Origin of the sequence: Pricia mediterranea (genome assembly GCF_032248455.1) — a bacterium.
In the GTDB taxonomy this organism is placed as follows: Bacteria; Bacteroidota; Bacteroidia; order Flavobacteriales; family Flavobacteriaceae; genus Pricia; species Pricia mediterranea.
The window spans coordinates 889933-916403 of the sequence record NZ_JAVTTP010000001.1; the positions used below are offsets into that span (position 1 = coordinate 889933).

21 protein-coding genes are annotated in these 26471 nt (G+C 47.1%); 14 read left to right on the forward strand and 7 right to left on the reverse strand.

All coding sequences use genetic code 11. The annotated features are described in order from the left end of the window. The first annotated feature begins 265 nt into the window (after nt 1–265). On the forward strand, nt 266–4402 hold the full coding sequence (locus RQM65_RS03755; protein ID WP_314012853.1) for a hypothetical protein: 4137 nt from the start codon (nt 266–268) through the stop codon (nt 4400–4402). 8 nt (nt 4403–4410) lie between these two features. Here RQM65_RS03755 and RQM65_RS03760 read toward each other — a convergent pair whose 3' ends face one another. The 3 genes from RQM65_RS03760 to RQM65_RS03770 all read right to left on the reverse strand — a co-directional run bounded on the left by RQM65_RS03760 (nt 4411) and on the right by RQM65_RS03770 (nt 9873). Beyond that, nucleotides 4411–5055 carry a hypothetical protein gene (locus RQM65_RS03760; RefSeq protein ID WP_314012854.1) on the reverse strand — a complete coding sequence of 215 codons (645 nt, stop codon included), beginning with the start codon at nt 5053–5055 and terminating at the stop codon, nt 4411–4413. Between the two features lie 67 nt (nt 5056–5122). Beyond that, nucleotides 5123–6988, reverse strand: a complete 1866-nt coding sequence (locus tag RQM65_RS03765) for a hypothetical protein (protein ID WP_314012855.1) — start codon at nt 6986–6988, stop codon at nt 5123–5125. 77 nt (nt 6989–7065) lie between these two features. Next, nucleotides 7066–9873 (reverse strand): S8 family serine peptidase, encoded by a 2808-nt coding sequence (locus RQM65_RS03770; RefSeq protein ID WP_314012856.1) that lies wholly within the window; start codon nt 9871–9873, stop codon nt 7066–7068. 492 nt (nt 9874–10365) lie between these two features. Between RQM65_RS03770 and RQM65_RS03775 the strand changes: the two genes are divergently transcribed. The 3 genes from RQM65_RS03775 to RQM65_RS03785 all read left to right on the forward strand — a co-directional run bounded on the left by RQM65_RS03775 (nt 10366) and on the right by RQM65_RS03785 (nt 12842). Beyond that, nucleotides 10366–10692 carry a hypothetical protein gene (locus RQM65_RS03775; RefSeq protein WP_314012857.1) on the forward strand — a complete coding sequence of 109 codons (327 nt, stop codon included), beginning with the start codon at nt 10366–10368 and terminating at the stop codon, nt 10690–10692. Between the two features lie 45 nt (nt 10693–10737). Then, nucleotides 10738–12312, forward strand: a complete 1575-nt coding sequence (locus RQM65_RS03780; protein WP_314012859.1) for an FAD-binding protein — start codon at nt 10738–10740, stop codon at nt 12310–12312. A gap of 158 nt (nt 12313–12470) precedes the next feature. Next, complete coding sequence (locus RQM65_RS03785; RefSeq protein ID WP_314012860.1) at nt 12471–12842, forward strand: hypothetical protein; 372 nt, start codon at nt 12471–12473, stop codon at nt 12840–12842. A gap of 7 nt (nt 12843–12849) precedes the next feature. Here RQM65_RS03785 and RQM65_RS03790 read toward each other — a convergent pair whose 3' ends face one another. The 3 genes from RQM65_RS03790 to RQM65_RS03800 form a co-directional block, all read right to left on the reverse strand. After that, nucleotides 12850–14292 carry a hypothetical protein gene (locus RQM65_RS03790; RefSeq protein WP_314012861.1) on the reverse strand — a complete coding sequence of 481 codons (1443 nt, stop codon included), beginning with the start codon at nt 14290–14292 and terminating at the stop codon, nt 12850–12852. Between the two features lie 203 nt (nt 14293–14495). After that, nucleotides 14496–15791, reverse strand: a complete 1296-nt coding sequence (locus RQM65_RS03795; RefSeq protein ID WP_314012862.1) for a DUF2254 domain-containing protein — start codon at nt 15789–15791, stop codon at nt 14496–14498. 335 nt (nt 15792–16126) lie between these two features. Further along, a complete protein-coding gene (locus RQM65_RS03800) occupies nt 16127–16342 on the reverse strand; it encodes a hypervirulence associated TUDOR domain-containing protein (RefSeq protein ID WP_314012864.1) in 216 nt (71 codons plus the stop codon). Between the two features lie 348 nt (nt 16343–16690). Here RQM65_RS03800 and RQM65_RS03805 point away from each other — a divergent pair, with 348 nt between their 5' ends. The 9 genes from RQM65_RS03805 to RQM65_RS03845 all read left to right on the forward strand — a co-directional run bounded on the left by RQM65_RS03805 (nt 16691) and on the right by RQM65_RS03845 (nt 23784). Then, nucleotides 16691–17140, forward strand: a complete 450-nt coding sequence (locus tag RQM65_RS03805) for a ferritin-like domain-containing protein (RefSeq protein ID WP_314012866.1) — start codon at nt 16691–16693, stop codon at nt 17138–17140. A gap of 250 nt (nt 17141–17390) precedes the next feature. Continuing rightward, nucleotides 17391–17552, forward strand: a complete 162-nt coding sequence (locus RQM65_RS03810; RefSeq protein ID WP_314012868.1) for a DUF1328 domain-containing protein — start codon at nt 17391–17393, stop codon at nt 17550–17552. A gap of 21 nt (nt 17553–17573) precedes the next feature. Next, nucleotides 17574–17762, forward strand: coding sequence for a hypothetical protein (locus tag RQM65_RS03815; protein ID WP_314012869.1), 189 nt, complete (start codon nt 17574–17576; stop codon nt 17760–17762). Nucleotides 17763–17926: 164 nt separating this feature from the next. After that, a complete protein-coding gene (locus RQM65_RS03820; RefSeq protein ID WP_314012870.1) occupies nt 17927–18244 on the forward strand; it encodes a hypothetical protein in 318 nt (105 codons plus the stop codon). A gap of 158 nt (nt 18245–18402) precedes the next feature. Beyond that, nucleotides 18403–18960 (forward strand): helix-turn-helix domain-containing protein, encoded by a 558-nt coding sequence (locus RQM65_RS03825; protein ID WP_314012872.1) that lies wholly within the window; start codon nt 18403–18405, stop codon nt 18958–18960. A 24-nt stretch (nt 18961–18984) separates the two neighbouring features. Continuing rightward, on the forward strand, nt 18985–19434 hold the full coding sequence (locus RQM65_RS03830) for a response regulator (RefSeq protein ID WP_314012874.1): 450 nt from the start codon (nt 18985–18987) through the stop codon (nt 19432–19434). A 139-nt stretch (nt 19435–19573) separates the two neighbouring features. Further along, entirely contained in the window at nt 19574–22207 is a 2634-nt protein-coding gene (locus RQM65_RS03835; protein WP_314012875.1) for an ATP-binding protein, read from the forward strand. A gap of 282 nt (nt 22208–22489) precedes the next feature. Then, a complete protein-coding gene (locus tag RQM65_RS03840; protein ID WP_314012876.1) occupies nt 22490–22657 on the forward strand; it encodes a hypothetical protein in 168 nt (55 codons plus the stop codon). A 104-nt stretch (nt 22658–22761) separates the two neighbouring features. Next, complete coding sequence (locus tag RQM65_RS03845; protein ID WP_314012877.1) at nt 22762–23784, forward strand: helix-turn-helix domain-containing protein; 1023 nt, start codon at nt 22762–22764, stop codon at nt 23782–23784. Nucleotides 23785–23887: 103 nt separating this feature from the next. Here the strand turns inward: RQM65_RS03845 and RQM65_RS03850 are convergent, their stop codons facing one another. Further along, the gene (locus RQM65_RS03850; protein WP_314012879.1) at nt 23888–25459 is read right to left on the reverse strand and encodes a hypothetical protein; all 1572 of its coding nucleotides are present in this window, start codon (nt 25457–25459) and stop codon (nt 23888–23890) included. Nucleotides 25460–25735: 276 nt separating this feature from the next. Here RQM65_RS03850 and RQM65_RS03855 point away from each other — a divergent pair, with 276 nt between their 5' ends. Beyond that, a complete protein-coding gene (locus RQM65_RS03855; protein WP_314012880.1) occupies nt 25736–26317 on the forward strand; it encodes a hypothetical protein in 582 nt (193 codons plus the stop codon). The last annotated feature ends 154 nt before the right edge of the window (nt 26318–26471 follow it).

Below are 26471 nucleotides of genomic sequence, written 5' to 3' on the forward strand. Positions count from 1 at the left end.
ATCAGCTTTGGCCTTTTCATTGGTAGTAATCCGTAGGTTCTTGGTTGGCACTGGTTGGCATAAACCGGCGAACGGTAGGCCATACAACATCTTTCATGACCATCCATACACCATCCGTTACGATTCACACAAAATCCAAATTCAAAATTCGATAGAATTCTTACTTTACGATTTTTCTTATATGAATCATAGGTAAAATACTGATGCCATCGGCAGGTTCCCTCCAGCAAAGAAATGAGATTTTGAACCTTATTTTCTAGAACCCATGCCCAGCGTTCCTTCAATAACCGGCAGTATCCGAAAGCCCTTCACAGCCAATAAACGGCTTTTTGGTCTGCTTACTGTCGCCCTGATCGTTATCGGCCTGTTCTTCGCCATTTACTATTCCCATATAAAAAGCAACCAACAACACTTTCGGGAATCGAAGCTTCAAAGCCTGGATTCCGATTTCGATATTATCTCAAGGCAATTGGACAACGATATCCAAATCTACAACTCCAGAAACAACATCCAACCTAAAACCACAAACGACGGCGAACTGCGCGATCAAGTCCATCCGATAAAAATGCGAATCGATTCTATCTGGAAAAGGCCTTCCAAATCCATAAAAATAGACCCGGCCTTCGACGAGTACATGATTACGATCAAAGACCCCCTGAATGCAAAAAATTCCGTTGACCCGATGAAACTCGCCAGCGCACAAGGTTTCGGAAAACCCATGGAAGACATTTACAAGAGCACGCTTAAAGGGGCCATCAAACCGCCGGACACCCTATTTAAATCCAATCTGCTGAACATGGGCGTCGCGATACCCATCCCGGCCGAAGGCACGAATTACCAGCTCTTTGGAAAGGAATACAATTACGAAACAGCTTTAAATCCCCATGTAAAACTAAAAATTGAGATTATCGGACTGGTCAAGGCCGATCGCTATAGGGAGACCATCCGAAAAATCGACCCCTGGATCATTGCCCTGCTCACCACTTTTTTACTGCTCTCGCTCTTCGGCCTCCCCTATTTTAAAATGCTTTTTATCGCCGAAGACGAACGGCTCTCGAGCAACGACGTCATCCTCTCGGGCATTACGGTGGTCGTTGGCGCCCCGATCATCACAATCGTTTTTCTCGCGCTGATGAACCATTACTTTGATTACTACCATACGATTCCCAAACGCTTAACGACCTTAAGTGAAAAAATCTCCGATCGTTTTGAGGAAGAAAACATGGCCAATGTCACCCATCTTTACGAGACCCCGTTACAAAAAGAGGATAACGCCTACCTTTCGGATACCACGGCAACGTTTTTTAGGGGCTCCGAATCGAATGCACCGTTCAGGGAGCATCTTAAGTTTGTTTCAAAAATAGATTCTATGGGCGAGGTCTACTATCATATTGCGCTGATCGACAAAGACGATATCAAGAACACCAAAAGCCTTAGTACCCGTCCCTACTTTAAGGCCTTTGACGCATCGGACAACCTTTGGCATTCCAGAAACGGTATCGATTACGTAATGCGGCCGGTAGTTTCTATCGAAGACCAGACCGAGGAGGCTGTTTATATCGTCAACAACGAAGCGGACGAACTTTCGGGTTATAGGGTCGGGGCTTCACAGATGAAATCCGTGCACGACCCCATCTTGCCCTTCGGATACCAGTTTGTCATCGCTGACGACCAGGGCGAGGTATGGTTCCATTCCGAAGCGGGAAGGGCGACCCTGGAGAATTTTTTCGAGGTCAGCAGGGCGGTGGACGACGTCCGGAGCGCGGTACTCGGAAGGGTGGGTGCCCAGGGCATTGTCAATTATCGCGACAAAAGTAAACTGTTCCATATTACGCCCATAAAGAGCACCAATCTAAGCGTTATAGCCTTGTATGACATCGGCCTGCTGCGCACCCGGGTATCGGAAATCTTGACCCTGGCCTGTATCGCCGTGGTCTTGGCCACAATCCTTCTGCTGGCGATCACCGTGCTGTCGCTGATTATCAGAAACCCCAAACTTGGGCTCTATCGGTACGACAGGTTCCTGTTCGATTTTCTGACGCCGAAGAAGTGCGACAGGGATACCTATATCCTCCTGTCGTGTCTTTTTATAGGCGCATTGCTGGTTGGAACAAGCGTTAACCTTTTTCTCGACATCGAGCCCCTAAAGGTTTATATCACCTGTCTTCTGGTGGCCATATGGGCCTATCTGATCGTTTACTACAGCCTGCATCCGTACCGAAACCGGCCGGATTTAAAATTCAGGGTCCGCGATTTTTTGCTGCTGTCGGTCATTGTTTTTTTGAACATCCTCATGATCAAGCTCAACAATGGATACGGATTCGCCGTCGTGGCCGTGCTGTTGCAACTGGGCTGTATCTTCATCATAATACGCGGACAGTTTTTTGAGCTGCCCGAGAGGTTACGGAAAATATGTAGGTACAACCGACTGAACGTCCATATCCCCTACCGCTATTGGTATTCCATGTTTTTGTTCAGCTGGCTTCTGCTGGTCGCCGTTTTTCCTACCTACTTGATTTTCGATAAGGTAGAAAACCTGATCGATACGGTCTGGTCCAAGACCGACCAAATGTCCATGGCCCAAAAGTACATCGCCAAGGAAAGAGCGCTACAGAAAAATCTACCGGGATTCGATGACCGGCCACGGGGATTCGATAAACTGAAGAAGGAGGACGACCGATTACATCAAGAACATTTAAGACAAGGCCTGTATCCGGTCTATGCCGAAGCCCTCGCAATCGGTCCCGAAGACAATCCTTTTTTAGAAACTGGGGATAAAAGTCGCATTTTTCGGGAATTTCTTTGGAATGCCCGACCCATTTTCGACGAAAGGATAAGCGGGTTCAAGGCCCTGGTGTACCGGCAGGCCCGGGATTCCTCTTGGATCAGTAACCGGGATGCCGATACCCTGGCCCTAGTCCATCTGGGTAAAAAGGATGCCTTACAGGTCACCCGGCAACCCTCCGATGAGACTATCAAGGGCACCTTGGGGTATTGGACCCTGAAGGTTAGCGGGCTGCTGTTGATATTGTCCGTTTTATTTTCGATGATCCTGTTCTTTGTGGATCGTTTCTTCGCCTTCCGTTTTCGACATTTAAAACCCAATGATTTTGATACGAACCCGGACAAAAACTATGTTAAAAAATTCGGACGCATGCTGCTCGACGAGCAGTCGAACTCCGGCCTGTTGTTGATCGGCCTGCCCTTTTCGGGAAAACGCAGCTTCGCCACTGAAATCCTACAATCCGCCAACTATACCAAAGATGTTTGCCTCTCCATGCTGCGATTGGACCATATTGATGGGGATGCCGATATTTCGCTCATTCTAGGTGTCCTCGCCGGATTCGCACCAAAGGACCGGGACCGGTTCGATTGGGAGGCCCAAGAGGTCTTTATCGTCGAACACCTAGAGCACAATATAAAATCCTTCAATGCCAACCATCTAAAGCTCAAGGTCATTTCTTTCTTGATCTCAAAACGAAAACGGGTCATACTGATATCGGAAGTCTATCCGAGCCAGATTTTCGCGTTTTACGAAAAACCGCAGGAAACATCCGGATTGCCGCCGGGCAGCCTGGAAGACGACTTCAATTCTTGGCGAAATATTCTGAGTGCCTTCCCCCAAGTGCTTATCGGCATTAGGGAAAACAAGGAAAAGGTGTATCGGGTATTGGGACTGCGTCCGAACAAAAAACCTACGCGCTATGAGCGGACCATTGCGCCCCTGATAGAAGAACTAGGCCACAGTAAGTTTCTGCCTACCCTGGCCCCGGTAATCCTATCAAAGACCCTCTACGAAACCGATGCTTCCAATGGCAAGGTAGAGTCCGAAGGCGGGGAGGCCATTAATGACCATCAAGATGTCTCGGAGTACAAAGGTGTCACGGCTTATGAGGATGTCAAAGACAGCAAGAATTCCACGGTAAATGATGAGCGGTTGGATCGGCAGCGCATGATCATGCACACCCAGAACATGGGGAACGGCTATTACAATGACATTTGGAACGCTCTGCCCACTAGGGAACGGTACCTGCTCTACGACCTCGCCAAAGATGGCTTTTTAAATATCAAAAATAGGAATTCGCTGTTCTCGTTGATGAAAAAGGGACTGGTGGTCTGGAGGGACCGTCCCGCTATCTTTAACTATAGCTTCAAGAACTTTATCGTCACCTCGGTCTCGCTGAACGAGGCCCTGCGCCTAGAGAACAAGCACCGCGGCAAAGGTACTTGGAGCCACGCACGCATCGTGCTCTACCTTATCATAGTAACGACCATCGTATTTATCGCTTTGGGCAAACCGGAACTGATAAAGGATTTTGAGGCCCTTATCGGAACCCTGGGCGGCCTGGGCGTTATCATCCCGCTGGTCAGCAAGTTTTTGGCTTCGGGAAGCCAGAAGTAAGGGTCGCCCTATTCGTTCAACTCCGGGTACATTTTTCTTGCCTTTGCGGCGATACGCGCAATAGAAGCAGGTGTCGATCTGGCCGCGGTTCCTTCCAAGGCCGAACGTTCCGGCGGTGCTCCAGCAGCTGCTTGTTCGGCTAAAACCGCCATTTCGCCGAGAATGAGGGCATTCTGACGTTCTTTGAACGCTTCCTCCTTGATTTCCTCTTTTTGTCTTTCGACCTGCCTCATTTCTGCTTCGACCTGTTTTTTTTCTTCTTCTACCCCCTTTTTTTCCTCTTTGATCTCGTTTTTCTCCTGTTTGATCTCGTTTTTCTCCTGCTTGGCCTCGTTCTTCTCCTTTTCCGCGTTTTCGGCCCGTTTTCTGTTGACCTCCTTGCCGAACAGAAATCCCGCTGCGGCAAATACAATGGCCTCGACCCCGGAGAAGAGATAGATCAGCCTACTCCACTCTGGATCGTCAAACTTGGCCTTCCCGGTCAAAAAATGGATGAAATAGCCGTAGGCGATCAACGCCCCTATGGCTATCACATAGGTAATTAAGGTAAAGACATCATTCTTGTTCAGCCTGGAATCCTGGGTTTTTCCCGGCTTGTCGTTTACCGTTTCGTTTGGTTTGTCGGTCGTACCGTGGTTTGTTTCGTCGTTCATGGCATGGGTTTTGGGTTTGAAAATTGGTTTTGGATTTATACATATGAAACAGCGCCAGGTCCCCTTTTCATCGGTCTTTTTGCACCCGCTGCGGTTTCTTTTGAACGGGTTCTTTCTGCGGGGGCCTGGGTTTCTTTTCATCGGCCCGTTCATAAACGAGCCGGTCGGCTATAAACGCCCTACCGTTTTCATAAAGGATGGCCCCGACGACCTTTTCCAATTCTTTCTTCTTCTTGGCAAATTCGAACAGGTCGGCCGTACCGCCGTTTTCCTTTTGGTAGCGTTTGACGGCTACCGGAAGCCACTTTAACAGATTCGATTCCAGGTCCCTCATGCGGCGACTATCGCTGCAGACCCTGAGGGGCTCGATATACCCGTCAAGATCACTTCCGACGCAGATGTATTCCGCGGGGGATTTTTTAGGATTGGCCTTTAGACCGATGACCGCCAGCAGGTGAACGATATTGAAACAAAAGCCTAGTGGATGCATCTCTTTGGCGACCGGCTTTAGCCAAGCCGATTCGGAGCGTATTTCTTCGACACTGGCATAGTCGAGAGACTGGAGGCCGGTGTACGGAAAGTGGGTCATAAAATCGGCGGTCGTTATAAATTCCGAAGTATCGATTTCGAAATCCATGTCGGATTCGTTGCCCAACCTCCCGACATCAAGACTGACCCCGATAAGGCCGTTGCTCTGCACCACCTCGATGATGTCCTCATCCATTAGGTTGATGCTATTCGGGTTGAAAGTGAACGCTTTTCTACTATTGGAACCCCAGTACCCGGCAACCTTGGGCCGGGTAGAAATCTTAACCGTCTTGATTCCCTGATCCACATGGTTCAGGCACTTTTGGATGTCGAGGTGGTACTTCCAATCGTTGATGGAATAGCCCGTAACCCCTGTGTGACTGGCAATCAAAGGGATGTCTTGGTAACCTTTCTCGCTACGGAAATTATAAAGGTCTTGACGCGATTTTAGGCTCATGTGCGCAATGTCGATCAACACAGGGGCAGGTATGGTGTTGTTGTCAACGTCCTTTTTTTCTTTAGGGGGATTTTTTACTTTTTGGGAAGCGGGCGTTTCTTCAGTCCCGGAAGAGGGAGTTTCTCCGTTCCCAGTGGAAATTTTAAGTCCGTATGCCCGTTCGATAACCTCCTTGCCCAAATCGGTCAACCCATTGCCAAAGGGATAGAACGAGGGATGTTTCATGGCTTTTGTCCCAAAGGCATGGGTGGCCAAATGCTGTTCGGGAATATGGGTCAAATGGGTCAAGCTGAGATACAGCACATCCAGGTCTTTTTTACGGAATGCGTTGACCAGCTCCTCCAAGACGACATCGGGACGTTGGGGCATGCCATTTTTGGGTTCGAAAACACTGGAATTCCCACAGCTCTCGAAACTATCGTATTCCAGTGCATTTCCGATTTTCTTCGTACAAAGGTTATGGCCACCTTCGATCGCAAATGTCATTTTGAGGGCTTTGTCGTTGTACGTATGGACGTTGTTTCGGTTCAGGATTTCGATGATGTTGTTCTTTCGCAGTGTAACATAGCGCTCGACTTCCCTTAAAAACAGATTGAGGTACGAAACCTCCCCCTCCTTGACTGCATCGAAATAGTCATCATCTAAAGGTTTTTTCAGGTTGCTCTTTAGGATATCGGCTATAAAACCTTGGCTTGAAGCTATCCCGAATTCCAGGGCGGCAACGGCCGCAATGCCCAGATGTACCTTTCCCTCCCTTAGGTAGTCGATACAGCTCTGGCTCTCGACGGTACGAAGTACGGTTTCATCGGTAGTTTCCTTAAAGGTCTTTGACATCGCGATGGGACGGGTCAAGGCCTTAAGGGCGTTGCCGTCGGATGGCTTTTCCCTTCCGTTGGCGAGATGGTTCTTGGCCAAAGGATGGAAATGAAGGTCGAAATAGTGATCCATAATAGCTTTTTTTTATCCATATCCATTTTAAAGAAGACCCTCGGCTGGCCGACTCAGGACGGTTTGGTGTAAATCAATCAATTAAAACTCTCGAAATACACTTTGAGAAGGCTTTCGGTCTGATCGTCGTCGAACTGCGAATAGCTTTCGAGCACTTTGTTCACCGGTCTTCCCGTCATTGCGGCCACACTGATCCTCGCCCGTTCGGTCAGGGCTTCCCCCACATTGCCACTCTCAAAACCGGGGGTCAGCTTCCTTCTCGCCGTATTCCAAAGGAAATGGATGGTCTCTCGAACACCAAGGTCCCAAGGTTCGGGTTTTTCCTTGCCGGCGTAGGCATGCTCAAGCTTGCCCAGCAAGGCATCGACTTCCGTTTGGTCATCGATGTCCGGCAGTTTCTGCTGTAATAGATTCCGCACATCAAGAATGCCGTCGCCAAAACGGTCTTTGTCCCATTCCCTTCCGTTCGGTTTTTTGTTGGCCGAGGCCTTTAGATGCTTCCGGAACAGTTCTACGGTCTGCCAGGGTTTCTTTACATGTTTATTTAGGAAGTCGAGGTGCTTGGCTTTCCACAGGGCTGCCGCCGATGCCACATGGGGCGTGGCATAGCTGGTTCCCGAGCCGAACACCATGATATCTTCCTGTTTTTTACTTTTGAAGGGCACGTAAACATCCTCGCCCGGGGCGGTAATGTCGACGGGGGTCCCGTAAGAAGAATATTTCCAGACATCGTTGTTGGGGTTCGAGGCCGCCACAGCTATAGTACCCGGATACACGGCGGGTGCTATGACAGATTCCACCTTGTTGCCCGCGGCGCAGACCCAGATGATTCCCCTTTCGTAGGCGGTTTTCGCAATGCTGTAGATCATCGGTCGGGGATAGCTGCCCATACACATAAAGATAATATCGGCATTGGCGTTTATGGCCTGCAGTACGGCATTGAAGAGATTGCGTCCCCGGCCGATCAAGACGACGGATTTCGAGATACGGTAGGGAATCACCTTTACCAGCGGACGTCCCGAACTATCGACCGCGATACCCGTATTCCCATCGTTTTCTATCCTGTCGTTGGTCTGTCTGCCGACTACGATACTGGCGGTCCGGGTGCCATGCCCCGGCTGTCTTAGGATGCCGGTGTCCATTTCGTCACGGGCATCCTCGCCGTCGATGAAATCCTCGTCCTGCAACAGATCGAAGCCTCCCAATACCTTGTTGTGGTCCGTATACCCGGTATCCAATTGTACAAGACGTATTTTTTCCAGGTTTTTCGCGCTCGTCTTAAAGGGTTCCTTGCCCAAATCGATCTCGCACATGTTTACCGCTTCCCGGTTCCAGGCCCGGTATTCCCGATGCTTGTTTCCCTGGATATGGGCCTTGACCAATCGTGCATTGGCCCATCTGATCCTGAAGTTCCCTTCGCTCTCTGACCAATCGGCGGTGCCGTCGTCCAGGGACTCCAGACTTTCGTTGCCCGACCACCTGCCGTAATGCCCCTCCCTGATATCGGTGGACATCTCAAGGTCGGGGGTACAGGTTTCGATCTGGGGAAGGCCCTCTAGATCGGCAGCAATTTCCCAGGGATTTTTATCGGATCGTACTTGAATGTAGTAAAAATTGCGATGTGAGGCCTCGGTTGACATGGGGTACAGGGGCTCGTTGAGCAGCAGGCCGGGGACCAGGCCGGTCGCGTTTTCCTTCCAATCTTTCTGCATTTCCTTGACCCCGGACAATTGGACCTCGAAGTATTGGGTGCGGGAACCCACGCTTTCGGATCGGTTCATGGAATAATAATTTTGTGGAGCAGGGGTTTCCTCGCCGTTTGATGCAGCATGTGTGGGACCGGAAACTGTATTTCTTACCGAGGCTGCACTGACATTTCGGGCACTGCCGAGCAATTCGGCCCTGCCCCGCTCCATGGATTCGGCAACCGGGATGCGTTCGAGCATTTTCAAGATACTGCTTACCCGGATGCCCTCGTTGCCCATCCAATCGATGAGGTTGTCGGGGTCTCCGGGCTGTACCACCGATCCGTCCTTTCGTAACCACTGTCCGTGCCGGTTCTTTCTCGGGACACCGCTGTGGTGCAGGGCGACCACCTCCCCGGTTCCCAGTCCGAGTACCATACTGCCCGATGAGCCGGGAAGCGTGTCGGATTCGTAGATGAGGAAATCGTCCTTGAGCACCAGCATCCGGATATCCTTCATTACTATCTTCTTATAATCGCCCTTCGGATGCTGCACGATTACACAGTTTTCGCCATCGATGATCTTCCCCAGCTTTTTGTCCAAGCGGGCCACCGGAAAATCGGTAAGCGGGGTGCCCGCATGCGAAGATTCCGCTACGGCGACCACCGTAAAATCGAGTCCGCTGAACGGGTCTTCGATGTTTTTTGTATAATTCGAGGTAACAAAAAAAGTTTCGGGCAAGAGATTGAAACTCTCCGAGGCCCCAGGGTTGCCATGCTGGTCTAGCTCATAATCGAATTGTATGGTAGAATTGCTCGCCACCTGGGGGTCGGGCAGCACATGGTTATTGGTAAGGATCAGGTTTGGGGCGATCAGAAAACCGGTGCCGTAGCCCGTATTGCCCAACCTTGAATTCGTGGTGATCCGGCCCACGGCCCTCGAAAGTTCGACGATTCGGCGAACAATGCGGATGTCCTGAAAATTGGCCTCGCCGTTGATGCGCTCCAAGGCCTGTAGTTCGGCCGTTCCCTCGCGTGAAATTCTGTTGGACAGGCGTCTTTTGTCCGTCTGGATCTCCGACAGTTCGACCTTGCCCTGTCTAACATGGGTGATGTCCGTTTTTATCCGGTCGATGTCGTTCAGGACACTTGAGTAATTAGAATACGCCTGTTCGGCCAATTCCCTGAGTGTATCTTCCATAATAGCTTGGAATTAAGAATGATTCTTTAACAGGGGGAAAGTGTGCAAAATGTGTCGGGGGGGAAACGACCAAAAAAAAAGACCGATTCGTAAAAGGGGGAAGATATTTACGTTCCAAAATACAACTATTTTCTTAAATATATGTAGGAAAATCGACTAATTCCAAAAATTAACACGAAAAGGACATCATCCTGAAACCGCGACCAATGGGACTCTCCGGAATGTATATTCCAACCTTACCCAAAGCCCCACCAGCCATACAGTTACGGTATCCATTCGTACATTTTTTGGTACTACCGCGATACTGATTTTTTACCTTTAGGAGACTTCCCCCTTTTATACCATTTATCCGTTATAACTATGCTCCTTCGATATTTTAGAGAATTCGGTCTCCCCCGTATTGCGAAACTCGGCCGCCCCCAGTACGCCAAGAACCTCCGCTGTCCCTATCCCTTTCCTAAAAAATTTCGCTCCTTATTTAGTATGGTGCTCATGGCTGGACTAATGCTGCTTTCCGTTTCCTGTGTCAGCACCCGGATCGAAGCGAGTCCGTTTGACGATAGTGTCGCAAACCTGGAATGCCATAGGGAGTCCAGCTGGAGCTATTATTGGGGCCTTAAACAAAAAAGGATCGATGTGAATCCAGAAACTGCAAACACCGAATGTCCCTGCCGCGAAAAGACCCTTTCGTGGGTGGTGGTCAAGACCTCGTTCCCCGATTTTCTTTTGAGTGCGGTGACCCTGGGTCTCGTCAACCACAGAACTGCAACTTATGGCTGCGCCCGGCCCCGGGACGGGGAAGGCGAGTTGGAAGAGTAGCCGTACACACGAAGAATTGCAGTTCTAAACACAAAAAATACGACCATGACACCTGAAGGCATAGACCCGCTACCCATTCGCAATTGGACGAACAAGCACGAGAATTTCACCCATCGATTGGAGCAGGATGCGTCATTCAAGCTCTGGAACCCGCCGGCGGACAGTTATCGGGACCGGTATCGGGCCACGACCGAGAACTTTCAGTGGCTGATCGGCCATGCCGTCACCAACAACATCAAGTTACGGGCCATAGGCAGCGGATGGTCCTTTACCAAAGTAGGGGTGACCGAGGGAGGAATGGTCGATACCGCCAGCCTGAACTTTTCCTTTCCCATGCGGCAAAAATTTGTGGACGCCAATTACGCGCAGACTCCCGAAGACCTGTATTTCGTGCAGTGCGGGGCCCTTATCAATGACCTGAACAACCGATTGGCGAACAAAAACCCCCAACGTTCGATCAAGGCCTCGGGGGCGAGCAACGGGCAGACCATCGCCGGCGCACTTTCTACGGGTACCCACGGGGCTGCCATCAAGTTCGGGGCAATTCCCGAATTTACGGTCGGGCTGCATCTCGTTACCGGCAGCAATCGACATATTTGGCTGGAAAGGGCTTCCTATCCCGTGGCTTCCCAGGAGTTCGTGGACTGGCTCGATGCGGATTTGGTCCGTGACGACGCCCTCTTCGATGCGGCACTGGTAAGCTTTGGCAGCTTTGGCTTTATCCATGGGGTGATGATCGAGACAGAGCCCCAGTTTCTGCTTACCGAACATCGCCTGGGTAACATAGCCTATGACGACACGTTAAAAACCGCAATGCGGACCTTGGATTTTTCCGCCCTAAACCTGCCGGGAACGGGAGAGAGCGGCGAGATGTACCATTTTGAGGTGCTGTTCAACATCCACAAGTTCGAACCCGGAAACGCCGATAAGGGGGCCTTCTTGAAATACATCTTCAAAAAACCCTTCGCCCTACCACATACGCCCTTGCAACGCAGCAACGATTTTACCTATGGCGACGACCTGTTGGGGATCATCTCCACGCTTTTGGACAAGCTGCCCGCTTCGGGCCGGGGAATCCCCGCCATGGTCAACCTGATGTTCGGGCTCGCCTTTAAGCCAGAACCGCCTCGGGTCGGAACCGTACGCGAAATGTTCGGCTACACCAAGTTCAGGGGAAAGGTGGCCAGTGCCGCCATAGCGATCGACGCCACCGACTCTCCCCGTACCGTAGAACTGCTGATCGAGGTGAACAGACGGGATCCGTTTCCGGGGGGACTCGCCCTTCGCTACGTAAAGGGTACCGGGGCTACCTTGGGATTCACCCGATTCCCGAACTCCTGTGTGCTCGAAATGGACGGGGTGGACAGCCTGCCGGCACGGAAATTCTTTGCTGCAGCCTGGGAAAAACTGGAGCAGGAGCAGATTCCCTATGCCCTTCACTGGGGAAAGATCAACTTCAACCTCGATGCTGCCCGAATCCGGCGCATGTACGGAACCGCGGCCGTAGAGGCCTGGATCGATGCCCGTAATACCTTGCTCGAGCCCTCGGTACTGCCCGTATTCGACAGTCTCTTCCTACAGCAGTGCGGACTGGATAAAGCTCGGGGGGCGATTGTTTGAGTAAATTCCAAAAAGGGTATCCTTAGGCCTCAAAACGTAATATTCATCCCAGTAAGGTTTGCGATAGGTTCTATACGTGTCACTAATTTTATGAATTGCACACCTCATAATATGCAAGATCACGTATCTTATCCATCTAAATTTTAATCCATCCAAAAATGATAAAAGAGGATTTATTGGGCAAGGAACTCAGCAACCTGTATGCCATTGCCAAACAAGTAAACCGCTATTTCGACGATAGTGATATCAGTTTTCTATCGGAGCGGGAGCAACAATTGGTGATGGGCTATGTAAAGTTCAGTTGCGCGAACGAAGAGGAAACATCCGAAAACCTCCGTATTATGCAGGTGAACCCCGGTAATACTACCGACGCCATCGTTGCTGAAATCACGGAGAACCTGCACGAAATCGCTACCGAAAAAGGACTTAGCAAAAAGGTAAGGGAGCTCAGCTATATGATGTCGGTCAACCGTTTAGTGGCCTACCATACCGCGAACTTGGAGAATATCGGATACCTGTTGGAGGAATGACATGGGGCTAAAGCCCGATTAAATACCCTACCGAAACGTATCCCTGAATTTTCGTCGCATTGACCAAAAAATCCTTGGGCAGCACCGTATTGGCTTTTAAGGTGTAGGCCTTGCTCAAGGTATCATAGTACACATGGACGGCCCCGAAGTCGATAATCAATTTGTTTTTTCCGCCAAAGGCGAGGCCCGTACCCGCCATCAATCGCGGCTTGAACTTTTGGTCGATGCTCAGCCCTGCACCAAAGCCGAAATGCCAAAAAGTGGGGGTTTCCAAAACTTCCCCGATACGGCGGCCGTGCCGTATCATGGTGTTGATACCGAGTTCGATTTCGGCCTTATCCTCTTTCAGGAAATCGTAAAGGGACTGTCCGTTGTCAACGCGCTCAACGATGGAATAACTATTTTCGGGATTTCCCGTGAGGTAAAATCCGGTGCTGACCGCCCAAAAGGATTTCTCGATATCGGGAATCCGCAAGACGGTCGAATACCTGGATAATTTAGCGTATTTATCCCTCGGCTTCAGCTGAATTACCAGCTCGTTGACATCGCTATGGTGCTGAATGGGCATGCTAGTATAGCTAAAATCGAGATTGTTGAGCACACCGATCAGTACCGCCGAGAATTTCCCATAATTTTCTGCGGATAGCTGCTCGATGAGGTAATCGACGGCTTTGATCAGCGCCGTGTAGACTTTCCCGATTTCGCCAATCGATGCTTTCAAAACTTTATTTTCGGATACCAGCGCTTTGTTTAATTCTACCACTTTCATAAACCCCGCATTATCGCGCAGCAACTTTTCCTTTATCCTAAAAATGTCGGCCCTTCTTTCCTTAAAAGATACGAGCAAGGCCTTGATGTCACCCTTCGAGGGTACCTCGCCCAGCAGGTTGCGCTCGACTGTTGTCATTGTATTTCGGAAATCTTCGCCCTGCAAAAAAAGATTTTCCACTTCGGAGGTCTTAGTACCGAGCGCGGTAAAATCGCTCTTTGCCCGGCTTTTGACCCCGGCAAGATAGCGTCGTAATTCTTCGACAGTAAGCACCTTATCCGTATCGGAGCCCAGCAGACCGGTCTCCGGACCGAGGGCAACGAATTTTTTGATCGTCCCGCTCACCGTATTCAGATTTTGCAGGGAAGCTTTGACACCTCCAAAATCGACCAGGTCCAGCACACTGGCCGGCAGCTCCATCGAGGTATCGATGTCCTCGTTTCCAACGCTGACGTCATAGAGATAGGTATTGACATTATCGATTTTAAGCCGGAAGAACTGTCCCTTTTTCAGCGCATTGTATTTCTGTACCTCTCCCGGGTCGATTCCCTCCGCATCGTTCAAGTCGATAACGATTTGGCTAATGGGGGTCATGCCATTGTTCGGTTCTTGGTATTGCGCGAAGCCCAGGCCATTGCAGGTCAGGGCAAGGGTAATCAGAAGGATGTTGTGAAATTTCATTGGGGTTGCTGTTGCTGGATCGGTCCGGCTCGGCTTCGAATCCGGATTCCGTCAGACCTCTAACGTCGCAGCTCCCTGGTTTAGTATGCCATGGAAAATCACGGACACGCCAATCTCTACCCGGGAATTTTGGCTACGGTTTGGTTCTCCACGATTTTCGAGCAAGGCCAGGTCGCGGATATGGCGGCGACTAGCAACGCACATTAGTTCTCCCCTTGATCTTCGAGCAATGCGAGTAGGCCCTGTTTGTCATACTCATTATCAATGTGCATTTCGATGTCACGTCGCGTCGCTTCGAGCTCATCGGCCAAGGCTTGGCGATCGTCACGCGAGAGACCGTGGGCATCGTACATAAACTGTAGGGCATTGATGAGCTCGTACATCACCGAACTGTCCTTTTTAGAATACAGTCGTATGGGTTGCACAAGAATACGCATGAGTTCCTCAGCCGGTATATGGTTCTCGATAAGAATAAGCTCTCCTCCGTCGAAGGTATTGGATACCATATGCGGAAATTGCAAAAACTTGCTTAGAAGGCTTCCCAATTTGGTGACCGCGTCTATGGCGGTGCCTGGATCATTGATACCGGGCGACATGGCCTTGACCGCAATTTCCATTAACTTGATCATGCCCCCGATGCCCTTATCATCTTCGTGCCTATCCGAAGAAATATCCATACAGAACAACAGATTTTCAGCGGCCTCGTCCGAAATATTGTTTTTGACCCTGATGGCAACATCCCCCTTCCAGATATGGCGGTTGAGATATGGCACGATTTCAATCTGATTGCCCACTTCCTTGGTCGCGGAAGACATCAGAGCACGATCGAATCCCCTGAAGTATCCCGACCTATCGCTAAGAATCTGCTTCCATTCTTGGCTATCGATGTATTGTAGACCGACCTTCGTAGCATCATGACCACCTAATTCACGCGCCAAAAATGAATTGCAGCGTTCGTAAATCCCGTCGATGATATTGTGAATTTGGATAGCCTTCGATATGCTATTGATAAAATAGATAAAGAGTACGATACAGATTACCGACATAACCGCCGCCAACATGGCCGACATTCCTACGTTATAGGAGTCGGTGCCGTAAGCGCCCAGCGAAAGCAATATTAAGGTGCAATACAATAGCGTTCCCACATAGATGCCCAAGATCACCTGATTCTTCTTATTGGATATCAACCCGGGCAACAACCGCGGGGAAAAATCGCTGGAGGCCTGCCCCAATACCACCATAACCATGGAAAAACTAAATACCGTCAGCGAAATTATGCCTCCGACGAAGGTAGAGAGCATAGCGCGCACGGTTTCATAGTCTTGAATAAATAGGTAAGGTACCTTTTCCTTGAGCTGTTCCACCAGTTCGGAGCTGTCCACCTTCAGGGAGACTACCGCGGCAAGTACGTACAATAAACTGATCAATACCGGATAAAAGGCAATACTCTGTAAAACCCTTCGATAATTGTACTTAAAAAATTTTATGATGGACTTCATAATTTCGTTATGCTCTTTAATGCAAAAAAATATTTTACAGTTAATCTAATTTGCGATACAGCAACAACGCACCGACCGAACAACCTACTTTTGTAATATCATATTTAAGATAGAGGCGTTATTCAAATGGCCCTTTATGATATGACAAGTTTCTAAGATAGTTTGGTTGGTTGTTAGAAAATGGCTTCGACGCACTTCAATGTCGAGGCCATTTTTATTTGAGCCACCTCGAATACAGTTCAGCCGCCCCTCTACCCATTACTCGTACAGCGGAACAATGAATTGACCACTGAACATCCCCTCGCAAGACGACAACGATTTCGAGGCCGACCGATTTAATCCGCAACACGCTCTACTTCACTTTCAAGTTTAAGCACGTGATCTCCATCTTTCTGTTCGATGTACAATGCCTTATTGCCCTCCTCGCCAGTGCGGGTAATTTCGGAGCCTTCTATCGTTTTGGTCGTTTTTGAAGTATAGGTCTCGACAACCGTACCTTCCGCCGTACCATTGCCCCAATTCCATTTTACCCTTGTTCCTTTTCGAATCATAGTCTTACGTTTTACTGTTAATATTTGGATACGAACCCGCGGAGGGAGGTTTGATCTCAACCTTAAAGGGAGGTTTGATCTCAACTTTAAATCGACCTGGGCGCGAAACAGAACCTGCGGGATTTCTCGTAACCTTCTTAATTTGGAACAATTTTATCTTAAAGGACAAAGCAACTGTGCGGTATCCCAACAAATAGTGACACGATTATCTATTATAGCAACACAGACAATTTTAAATTTTATACAGCATGCCTCACTTATTCTTCTCGTTAAATTTACGGTTTTAAGATGTCTTGCGGAACGCATCTATCTCAAGTTCCGTTCACCACAAATACAATATTATATACTATGAGTACATACACAGAGAAGGTCGGTGACAAGTTAAACGATTTATTGGAAAAGACGTACGATGCCGAAAAAGGATTCAAAAATGCGGCCGAAAATGTCGAACACACTAATCTCAAAAGCTATTTTCAAAAGAAGGCCCAAGAACGCTATGACTTTGGTCACGCCCTAAAGAGCGAAATCAGACAATTCGGACAAGAGGTGGACAAAGGCGACAGCCTCGCCGGGAAAGCACACAGGTCTTGGATGGATTTGAAGAACTTTTTCTCTTCGGATAATGTTGAGGCCATGCTGGAGGAATCTATTAAAGGAGAAAAAAAAGCTATCGAAGAATACGATGACATTCTCCAAGAGACCAATCTACCGCCTAGCACCGAAACCCTATTGAGGCAACAGCGAATGGCTATCGAAAGTGGACTAAACGAGATCAAGCGTTTGGAAGATTTAGCGTAGACGGGCATAGGGGAAGCATTGCAACTTTTCACCGATTTGGGGTATTTATATCATTTTAGCAAAAGTTGATGCTCCAAAACCCTGAAAGCGACTTGCATTTATCTATATCATTAAGAATAATGAAAAGCTGGTCGTATCGAACTAATTTTAAATCGGATAGCATCAAGCCCCTATGCTCGAATTATTCACTTTTGCATGACAAGGAGGCGACCCCTCTTTCATAAATAATATTAACCTAAAACAATAAATTATGTTACGTTGGACAGTTATTTTCGTGATTTTAGCCATTGTAGCCGCAGTCTTCGGATTCGGTGGTATTGCTGAAGGAGCTGCAAGTATTGCCAAAATCCTATTTTTTATATTTTTGGTCCTCTTCGTGATTTCTTTGATCATGGGAAGAAAAAAACTCTAATAACCTTTAAACACTGTTAAAATGAAAAAGTCGATTTATTTATTCTTAGTACTCTTTGCATTAACCTCTTCGGTAACTGTATTAAATAGTTGCCGTGAGAAAACAACGAGTGAAAAAGTAGAAGATTCACTGGATGAAGCCGGTGACGATGTCGAAGATGCTGTCGATGATACAGGCGACGCTATTGAAGATGCCGTGGACGATAACTAATTTTAGGTTAGGTCTTCCCATTAATTTTTGATGAAAAGGGAAGTTTCAACTACAGCTTCAGATTAACGGACTTTTTCTTAGGAAAATGTCCGTTTTTTTGTTTAACTTTTAGACGTAAAAATAATTTCCCTTTAATCGGGAAGTCAAACCTCAAGAAGGAAGGAATGAAAGAATATGCCAAGCACGAAAGAGACCTGATCCGGAAATACGAAAACGACGGGTTTACCCACGGCTTTCGGTACGAGTCGGGCAAACTTATCGATACGAGGACGAAAATTACCTACGGACCACAAGATGTCAAACATATCAATGATCATCGGTATGAAGGCATGAGCAATCCATCCGATCTATCCATTTTGTATGTTATGGAAATGGGCGATGGAACCAAGGGCACGTTTTTAATGGCGTACGGTCCGAACGCGGATTTGGACACAGCCGATTTTTTTAAGGCTATCCCAGAAGAAAATTTCAGGAAGAAATGACTCGCAAGATGGAAATCATTTCCACCTTCCTTCTTCCTATATCCAGTGCGTGATCTAAATCTCAGCATCTTTGGATAACTTGGTTTTTCGAGAATAAATTTATCGCATTTATTTCTATTTTTGCGCGTTTAATCGCATGGTCCACCAACCCGATTGACATGGTACAATTTCGGATGCATTACAACCCCACTGAAGTATGTCGTTTACTTGTGACGGAACATTTAAATGTCTTGGGGATATCTTTTAGCTTTGACGGATCCGGAGAACTGACCGTTCATAGTGCCCTTTCCGAAAGACAACTTCTGATGGTGGCCGAGGCCCTTAAAACGTACGGCATTACCCTATCGGACAAAGAGGATGGGAATATCGTTAAGGCCGTAAAACATGCCATTGAAACACTGATTAAGACGCCCGACATGCGAACGGAAAAGATATCCGTTTATCTCTCCGAAAAATTGGGTTATTCGTATTCTTATTTATCTAATCGTTTTTCCGAGGAAACCCATTCGTCCATCGAGAATTTTATTATCTTGCGGAGAATTGAGTACGCTAAAAGATTAATGCTCGAAGACGGGATGAGCCTAACAGAAGTTGCCCGTAGGCTCGATTATAGTAGTGTCGCCCACTTGTCGGGCCAATTCAAAAAAATCACGGGCCTCACCCCAACTGCTTTTTTACGTATTATCGAGAAGAGAAATAAAGTCCGTACAACCTAATTAATGTTTACCGAGAGACCCAAAATGAGCACCACCCCCCTGAAAATTGTGCTGGTAGACGACGATGAAGACGATAGATTGTTCTTTGCCGACGCATTGCAAGAGATAGATATCGCCACCGAACTGACGGAATTTCACAACGGCCAAGAATTACTCGATTGCCTGCATGCAAGTGATACTGCTGCTTACCCTCACCTGATTTTCCTCGACTTAAATATGCCCGTGATGGACGGTTTTGAATGCTTGCGAGAAATCAGAAAGAACCCTGAACTCAAAGATTTAGTGGTAGCCATCTACTCCACCTCATCTTCCGAGAAAGACATCGAGGAAACCTTTGTTCATGGAGCCAACATTTATATCAATAAACCTAACCGGTTCGAAGAGCTTAAAAAGACGATTGGTCAAGTGGTAAGACGCAATTGGCATTATCACGAAAATGAGACGGATAAAGCCAATTTTCTGTTTCGAATTTAAGAGCCCATTTTACCGATACCTCCGGCCTATCCGTTAGCGCGGTGTTTCGGGCTTTCTTGTGATTTTACCGAGGTTCCGTCCAGCGTCCTAGCCTTGCTTTCCACAAATTCGATGTATCTTGCCAACATAATCTCAGGCTATGGCACTGTTCGATAATCTAAACAGGAAAAAGACGGGTATTCTCCCCTATCTTCTGCTCTTGATATTGGCCATCATTATCCTTTTCTTTATATCCTACACTTCGTTTAAGATGAATCGCGCGCTGCGCCAATCAACCGAACAGGTTTCCCGTACCCAAGAGATTATCAACGAGATCAATATGCTTTTCGGCAATTACACGGGGTCGGAATCGGCAGGAATCAAGTACCTTATCTCAAAAGACAGCAGTTATTTGTCGCCCATCATCGGCTATCACAACAAAAGCGACATGTCGTTGAAACGCCTGCGAAGACTGACCACCAACAATCCTGAGCAGCAAGAATTGCTGAATCGGGTGCCTCAACTTAGCGCCGAATTATTTCGAGAACTGAAAATTCTAGACTCAAAGGTTGCCGAGAAAATAACTGTCTCAGGAGCTTTGTCCAATAAGATACAGTCCATAGAGCAGCATCTAGATAGTCTCGAAAATATCAAGACCGAGATGATTGCCGAAGAATACGAACTGCTCAAACAGCGGAAAGCAGCCTACGAATCGCAGATGACCCTTACCCCAATCAATATTTTATACTTATCCCTTTTTACCCTGGGTAGCTTGATGTTCGCCTATTCGCGAATAAATTCCGACCGAAAAAAAATTGGAGCCACTCAGAATTTCCTTCAGAACATTTTAGAAAATACAGATAATGTAGTCCACTATCTTGTTCCCCTTCATGAGGCGGAGAAAGACGAGGCAATCGATTTTAAGGTTACCTATGTCAACTCCAAAATTGAGGCTATAACCGGTCGGTCCGCGTCGAATACCGTCAATAATAAACTATCCGACATTTATCCGTTTACCGTCGCCAAAGGTTTAATCGGGGTTTTGAACGATACCATGGAAAGGGGCCGACCCCAAAGCCGAGAAGTCGATTACGAAATCAACGGCGAAAGAATATGGTTTTTATCAACATTTGCCCCGACCCATGATGGTATTACGGTAACCTCGCGCGATATAACCGCTACCAAAGAAGCGGAACTCAATCTACATCAACTCAATAAAAGGCTTGAAAGCCAAAACCTGGAACTCGAGCGCACCGGATCTTTCCTACAAAACATGCTCAGTTCTTTGCAATATATTATAAGTTATTTTGAGGCCGTACGCGACGGGGATGGAAATATAAAGGACTTTAAGATTTCGTATATCAATGACAAAATTAAAGACCTTACAGGACGCTCCGCGGAGGAATCAACGGGCAAGCTTGCCTCTGAAGAATATCCTTTTTTATTGAATTACGGGGATTTTGAAACTTACATGAAAGTTATCGCTTCAGGGAAATCAAAAGAAGTCGAACGGGAATACCATCTGCCCAAGGGACATTTCTATTTTTGCAACGAAATTTTAAAGTTGGGCGATGGGGTCACCATCGTCTCGCAAGATATCACCCTGCGCAAAAAAGCCGAAAATAAACTGAATATCGCCAACGAGCGTTTGGCGCTTCAGAATATGGTACTTAACGATGCGGAGTACGTAGCCGGAGTAGGCAGTTTCAGCTATAATTTGAGTACCGAAACCTTAACGTACAGTGACAATTGTTTTCGATTACTGGGGATGGAGCCATCGGAGAAAATCCCCTCCCTAGATTTAATCACCTCCTTAATACATCCTGCCGATAGAAAACGCTTCGAAAAAAACGTTCGCAGTACGTTGAAGGAAAGAAAAACCGTTCGCATCGAATATCGTCTAAAGCTCCATGATGGTAAGCTGAAAAACATACTAATGCAGGGGCATTTTTTTGAAAAGAACGAAGAACCGTTCATGGTCGGAGTAATTCGAGACATTACCCAAGAAATTGCAAACGAAATCACCCTGCAGCGCCGCAATCGCGAACTCGAACGTACCAATGCGGAACTCGAATCGTTCAACCGGGTCGTTAGCCACGATTTACAAGAGCCGCTGCGCAAGATTCAGATGTTTATCAGCCGCATGTCGCATACGGACCTGCAAGGCCTTTCGGAAAAGGGAAAAAAATACCTCAAAAAAGTGGACCAATCGGCCAACCGTATGCAGCTTTTGATCCGAAATTTGCTTTCCTACGCCAGATTGACCGAAGAGGTAGAATCACATGGACCTGTAGATCTGAACGAGGTGTTTGAGAAGGTTCTTGACGACCTAAGCGAAAAAATCAAAGAAACCGGTGCCAAAATTTATATTCCAGATCTGCCACGTATAAACGGTATCGAGTTCCAGCTCGAACAGTTGTTCAGCAACCTGCTCTCGAACGCCCTTAAATACAAAAAGCACGATAGCGTCCCCGAAATTACAGTGTCCACAGAAATTTTACCTCCCCGAATAATGAATGAAGCTTTAAACCCCTCTATGTCAAAATACCTTTTAGTGACTATGACGGATAACGGTATCGGCTTCGATTCCAAACAAGACGTCAAGGTATTCCAATTGTTTCAGCGGCTTCATAAAAAACATGCCTATGAGGGAACCGGACTTGGATTGGCCATCTGTAAAAAAATAGTGGAAAACCATAACGGCCACATCGTCGCCAAAAGTGAACCGGGTAAAGGAACACGTATGCAGGTGTATTTTCCTTATAAAAAATCCAAGCTGATGCCGTCTAACTGAACGGCCCTTTTGGTTCGATCCCTGGCAACTATCCACCTCATTCAATTTAACATAGGTTTATGAGAGCAGTTGTGCCATACCTGTTGTTCTATCGGTGGTTTATCGCTATTTTGTACGGCCAATGAAATTATATAATCCATTTCAGAAATTCTGTAACGTTTTATTCAGGAGAATAGTTGAGTTTTACGGTCCAAATAGCACGATAGGGTAACGCCAATGTTGCCTGGGTAATAACTTTGGATTATTTGAAGCCTTTTGATCGATTTATCTAAATTCAACAGCATGTCCAAAATCAGAACATTTTTCGGAATCGGAAGAAAACCGAGAAATATGCGCGCCGAGCAAAAGAACAAAGAACTTCCAGAAAATTTTATCGTCGGTAGTACCAACCATAACACTTCCAAAGACGATAATTCAAGATCGGAGATTTTAAGCAGCCGGTCTAAATAATAATTTTATCAGAGTTTCGACCTCGGTCATTTTATATACCGATTTAAATTACGATTTTACGAAAGCAACGGGTATTAGAACACTTCGTTATAAACTGCAATGAAATGAAAACTTTACGTCTTACTTCCAAAGCTATTGAGAAGAATATCAATACTACCAATATTTCTCTGGGCGGATCGGTCTCCAGCTACGATGATGAACGCGTGTTGGAATTCGACAACGATTTCGGTTCGGGAAGTATCATGGGAATTCAGCTCGATGGTGGATTTTCGTTCTTACAATACGATGTATGTTTTCGGGAAGATTTCAAAATATCCACGGATTCGGCGCCCTTAAAACCGATTTTTTTCATGTATTGCCTCAAAGGAAGCGTGCAACATAGTTACGGTGGGACCAACACAACTTCGACGCTGGATGAATTTCAAACGGCAATCTTGGGAGGTGCAGGCGCCACCAGCGAGATTACCTTTACGGCAAACCGCAGGGTTAAACTCTGTGTTATCAGGGTTGTCGATGATGCATCTATAAAGGATACGAAGACTTTGAGGCAGCAAATGTACAGTCTGTTCGCCAAAGGCAAGGAAGAATCGTTGCATTACTTCGGCACCTACAACATTCGTATTGGGGAGCAACTGGCCCAAATCGGAAAAATCAACCAAAGGGGTATTGTCAAAAAACTGCTGGTCGAGGGTATCTTGAACCTGACCTTGGCGATGGAGATAGAACATCTTCAATCAGACCTTAAGGAAGATGAAAATCCCACCGGTTCGTTGACTAAATACGAACTGAACAGTATTGTTGAAATATCACGTAAAATCGAGAAACATCCAGAAATACAATATTCAATCAAAAGCATTTGTACGGAATGTGGTCTCTCGGCCAGTAAATTGCAAGAAGGCTTTAAGCTATTGCACGATAAAACCGTATCTGACTTTATACGTAATGAACGCCTGAACAAAGCGGAACGCCTGATTACGACCACCGATATGAATATTTCGGAAATTGTCTATACAGTGGGGCTTTCAAGCCGAAGCTATTTTTCAAAAATTTTCAAACGCAGGTACAAATGCAGTCCCAAGATGTACCAAGACAATAAAAAGGCGGAGGTGGAAGCAGTGACGGCTTAAGTTTCAACCTTTTTCCGAAACCTTTATTATCATGTTGTTCCCAAGATCAAGCGGAACAGTCAATCGCTAAGTTGTTCTGAAGATTCACTGGAACGACCAATCGCTACTCCTTCTCACCGTTTCCGGTCAGAACGCTAATTGTACCGTCTTGGACATTGAGCCATAGATAATTGAAGAAAGACTTGGTAGGGTCGCGTTCCGCATATATATTGCCATGCCGAAACCCTTCGGCATCGGTATCCGATCCGCTGTCGACAAACAGATTGCCGATAGCAGTAAGAAACCTATTGACTCCCGACCCATCTTTCTTTAACACTTGAAACCTAAAATCATCGTATTTCATCTTTATGTCCCCAGAAGCCGATACTCCGTTTCCGCTGACCGTAAAGTACATTTGTTCTATCGTTCCACTAGCTTTGGCCCGTAAGTTGGATTCCAAAAATGGATTAATGCGCTCCGTATTGAAATTGGATACCGTACCGGCCGCCAGAAACGCATCGTTATCATGGTTAACGTCAAAGGACCAGTCCAAGGTCATATCACCATCTCCCATAAATTTGGTCCTTGCCTTTATCTCTGTCTTGTCGCCTTCGGGATAGGTGTTGGAGATATTCAGAATGGTAGCGTTCAGATTTTCAAATAACAACTTTCCGGGCGAAGCATTGGTGGTTACTTGTTCACTGTAGCTAATTCTCCCGTTCGCAATTTCGACTTTTGGCACTTCGATATGAATGGGGAGCTCTCGAAGGGAACGACTATAGAGCTTTTTATTTTTTGTGTCATCGGCGATCAGTTTGTCCCGATACATCTCCAAATCCGGTTTTTTGATTATTCCCGATCCCGTGTGGATATAAAGTGTGTTCTTCTCAAATCCGAATCGTATCGAATCGAGTTTCATTTCGGGAATTTGAAGATCGATGTGGTCCCGTTCGACGCTTAGCTGCCGTGAAAGTTCGGTCTTGCTATATTTGGAGTGCAGCCGGAGACCGGCAATCTTCGCATAGGACTGGTTCCAAGTAAGGCTCGTCACGTTTAGTTTTTCAAAGGGGCCGAGATTGACGTACAGCGAATCCGCGTTCAGCTCGTAAGCTTCGTACGTCACCGGAATTTTTTTGGTAATCCGCTCTGGATCGGTCCGGATATTGTCTATCGAAAAATTGACGTCATTCACCGCGAAAGCCACACTATCACTGGTTTCCCGAAGCAGCGTCAACGTCCCTTCCTCCACTGAAAATTCCCCAATCTCGATAGCCTTCAAAAGCTCGACCACGCCCATAGGCTCTGTCTCTTTTTTGGGCTGCATCCGATAAGGATAGTGCCTCAACCGAGGACGCTCCAGGAGTAAACGACGCACATATATTTCTTTATTGACCAAAAAATCCCAATAGGCCAGACCTTTCAATGCCATGCCATCCATACGGACCGTGGTATTGAGTACCATTGAATCGTGATCGTAAAAGTCTAGGGCAATATCCTGTAAAGCAATCGTGCCGTCAATCAAGTTGACCTCCATGTTTTCGTACTGCAATTGCACGTGCTTGGGCAACTTTCGGTCCAGATAGTCCGATAAGGCATCCTTAGCCATGAACTGGGCAAGTACAACGGCCGCTACAATGACCGTTAAAAGAAGGAAAAAAATCAGGAGCAGCGGACGTTTGGTCAGCTTTTTGAACATCGATATACGGATTTAGTTAGAAAGGCGTTAGACTCTATGGCTACACCCCCGATGGTCTAAAGATACTAATGCGGCCCTTGCAAACCGGAAAAGTAGTTGCGTTTTTCGAACAATGTTTGACGAAAGCGTAAAAACAAGGAGCTGGAGTCCTAAATTTAGGTATATTGACAATCTTCATTGTACTTGCGTTCTATGTATAGTTTTTATTCTATTTTTATTCTCAATACCATAATATCCCCTTTTTCATACATGTACCGCATTACTTTAGTATTTTTTATGGCACAGATTGCTTTGAATGCCCAACATATCGTTCCCGAGTCGATAGAGGAAGAAGCCCGTATCGCCCTTTCGCACTATCCCGAACTGGCAAAGACCCCTATTACCTTTAAGTTCAAAAAAAACATCAAAAAATCGACCATGCAGGCGCAGCCGCTATTCGGGAGTCTTTTCACAACTCGAAAAAAGCGGAAATACGTGGTGCTGATCAGCGAAAAAATCAAGATTTCCGGGAAGGAATATTTAACTAGGGACGTCCCCAAGAATATCATGGTCGGATGGCTTGGCCACGAACTCGGACATATTATGGATTATCAAAACCGAAGTAGCCTCAATCTAGTTTGGTTCGGGTTCAAATACACCTTTTCGGGATCTTATCTCAAGGAAGCCGAACGGGCCGCCGACACCTATGCCGTTTCCCACGGGATGGCCTCCTATATTGTCGATACCAAGAATTTTATTTTGGACAATGCCGAGATTCAGGAAAAATACAAGGCCCGCATCCGCAAGTTTTACCTTTCCCCGGAAGAAATCATGGTGATGGTCGAAGAACACGACGCGCCCTCGGCATCTCCGGAGTAGTTAGGTCCTGGTGGTTGGTTTTTGGTTGGTTGTCGGTGGCGGTGATCGGTTGTCGGTCGTTGGATCGGACCCTGGAACCTAAACACTTTATTATTTGTCCTTGCTCTTTTTTCCTTTCGTATTTTTGTCAACCCACCGTCGTCCTTATTCCACT